Source organism: Dyadobacter alkalitolerans DSM 23607 (assembly GCF_000428845.1).
GTDB classification, from domain to species: domain Bacteria; phylum Bacteroidota; class Bacteroidia; order Cytophagales; family Spirosomataceae; genus Dyadobacter; species Dyadobacter alkalitolerans.
In genome coordinates this window covers 1-2,610 of the sequence record NZ_AUAS01000046.1, presented here as the reverse complement: position 1 = coordinate 2,610, position 2,610 = coordinate 1, and the positions used below count along the sequence as shown (strand labels likewise).

The 2,610-nt window shown below is 52.4% G+C and carries 1 rRNA gene; it reads right to left on the bottom strand.

Features of this window, described 5'->3' with window-relative positions:
* A 23S ribosomal RNA gene (locus G395_RS0127080) occupies positions 1–2,610 on the bottom strand; the annotation flags it as partial.

Here is a 2,610-nt window from a genome sequence, read left to right as displayed (position 1 = left end):
CACCTGCAGCCTATCAACGTCGTAGTCTACAACGACCCTTATGTGGAAGATTCATCTTCGGGCTAGTTTCGCACTTAGATGCTTTCAGCGCTTATCTATTCCCCACATAGCTACCCGGCCATGCCACTGGCGTGACAACCGGTTCACCAGCGGTGGGTCCACCTCGGTCCTCTCGTACTAAAGGCAGCCCCCGTCAATCTTCCTACGCCCACCACAGATAGGGACCGAACTGTCTCACGACGTTCTGAACCCAGCTCGCGTGCCACTTTAATCGGCGAACAGCCGAACCCTTGGGACCTTCTCCAGCCCCAGGATGTGACGAGCCGACATCGAGGTGCCAAACCTCCCCGTCGATGTGAGCTCTTGGGGGAGATCAGCCTGTTATCCCCGGCGTACCTTTTATCCTTTGAGCGATGGCCCTTCCATACAGAACCACCGGATCACTATACCCTGGTTTCCCACCTGCTCGACCCGTCGGTCTCACAGTCAAGCCTGCTTGTACTATTGCACTCCACACACGGTTACCAAGCGTGTTGAGCAGACCTTTGGAAGCCTCCGTTACACTTTTGGAGGCGACCACCCCAGTCAAACTACCCACCATGCACGGTCTCCGACTTTGTCGGATTAGATCCCAGGCCAGCGAAGGGTGGTATTTCAACGTTGGCTCCTGAACGCCTGGCGACGCCCACTCACAGCCTCCCACCTATCCTACACATCCCTGACCCGAAAACAATGCAAAGCTATAGTAAAGGTGCACGGGGTCTTTCCGTCCCGTGGCGGGTAAGCGGCATCTTCACCGCTACTACAATTTCACCGAGCTCACGGCCGAGACAGTGCCCAGATCGTTACACCATTCGTGCAGGTCGGAACTTACCCGACAAGGAATTTCGCTACCTTAGGACCGTTATAGTTACGGCCGCCGTTTACTGGGGCTTCGATTCAATGCTTCTCTTGCGATGACATCCCCTCTTAACCTTCCAGCACCGGGCAGGTGTCAGGCCCTATACGTCAACTTTCGTTTTGGCAGAGCCCTGTGTTTTTGCTAAACAGTCGCCTGGGCCATTTCTCTGCGGCCTCTCATTTCTGAGGAGGCTCCCCTTCTCCCGAAGTTACAGGGTTAATTTGCCGAGTTCCTTAGCCGTGATTCACTCGAGCACCTTAGAATATTCTTCTCGACTACCTGTGTCGGTTTACGGTACGGGTTGCGTACAGCTGGCGTTTCAAAAGCTTTTCTTGGAAGCGTTTTCGTAAGTTCGCTTCACCCGTAGGTTCTGCTCAACGCACTATTCCGTCAGTACGTACTTACCACAATACTCCGTCACTTTTTCACACTGCATGCAAGGGCAGGAATATTAACCTGCTGTCCATCGAGAGTCGCCTGTCGGCTATCCCTTAGGCCCCGCCTAACCCTCCGTTGATTAGCATAGCGGAGGAATCCTTAGTCTTTCGGTGTGCGGATTTCTCATCCGCATTATCGTTACTTATGCCTACATTTGCTTTTCTCACCAGTCCAGCCCAGCTTACGCCAAACCTTCACCCCTGTGAGAATGCTCCCCTACCGATCGTAATAAATTACTATCGCATAGCTTCGGTAATATGCTTGATGCCCGTTTATTATCGATGCCCGCCCCGCTCGACCAGTGAGCTGTTACGCACTCTTTAAATGTATAGCTGCTTCCAAGCTAACATCCTGGCTGTCTCTGCAGTCGGACCCCCTTAGTTCAACTTAGCATATATTTTGGGACCTTAGCTGATGCTCTGGGTTGTTCCCCTCTCGGACTGGGACCTTAGCACCCCAGCCCTCACTGCCGTGTATATCATAGCCCATTCGGAGTTTGTCAGAATTTGGTAGGATTTGACTCCCCCTAGTCCTATCAGTAGCTCTACCTGACCATGACTCAACCACGACGCTGTTCCTAAAAACATTTCGGGGAGTACGAGCTATTTCTCAGTTTGATTGGCCTTTCACCCCTACCCTCAGTTCATCCGAAAACTTTTCAACGTTTACCGGTTCGGTCCTCCACGATGTGTTACCAGCGCTTCAACCTGACCAAGGGTAGATCACCAAGTTTCGCGTCTACAGCCACTGACTAATCGCCCATTTCAGACTCGCTTTCGCTTCGGCTCCTGTATTCCAATACATTAACCTTGCCAGTAACCGTAACTCGTAGGCTCATTATGCAAAAGGCACGACGTCACCCGTAGGCTCCGTCCGCTTGTAAGCGCATGGTTTCAAGTTCTATTTCACCCCGCTGCTCGCGGTACTTTTCACCTTTCCCTCACGGTACTCGTTCACTATCGGTCTCTCAGGAGTATTTAGCCTTGGCGGATGGTGCCGCCGGATTCAGAGGGGATTTCTCCGGTCCCCACTTACTCAGGATACTCACTCATTTAACGCTCTTACCTGTACGGGATTCTCACCCTCTACGATTGGCCTTCCCATGCCATTCCAGTTCAATTGTTAAACACTAGGTGAGTCCTACAACCCCAGTCTGGCCGTAACCAGGCTGGTTTGGGCTTGTCCGCGTTCGCTCGCCACTACTTGCGGAATCACTATTGTTTTCTTCTCCTGCGGGTACTTAGATGTTTCAGTTCCCCGCGTTTGCCCCC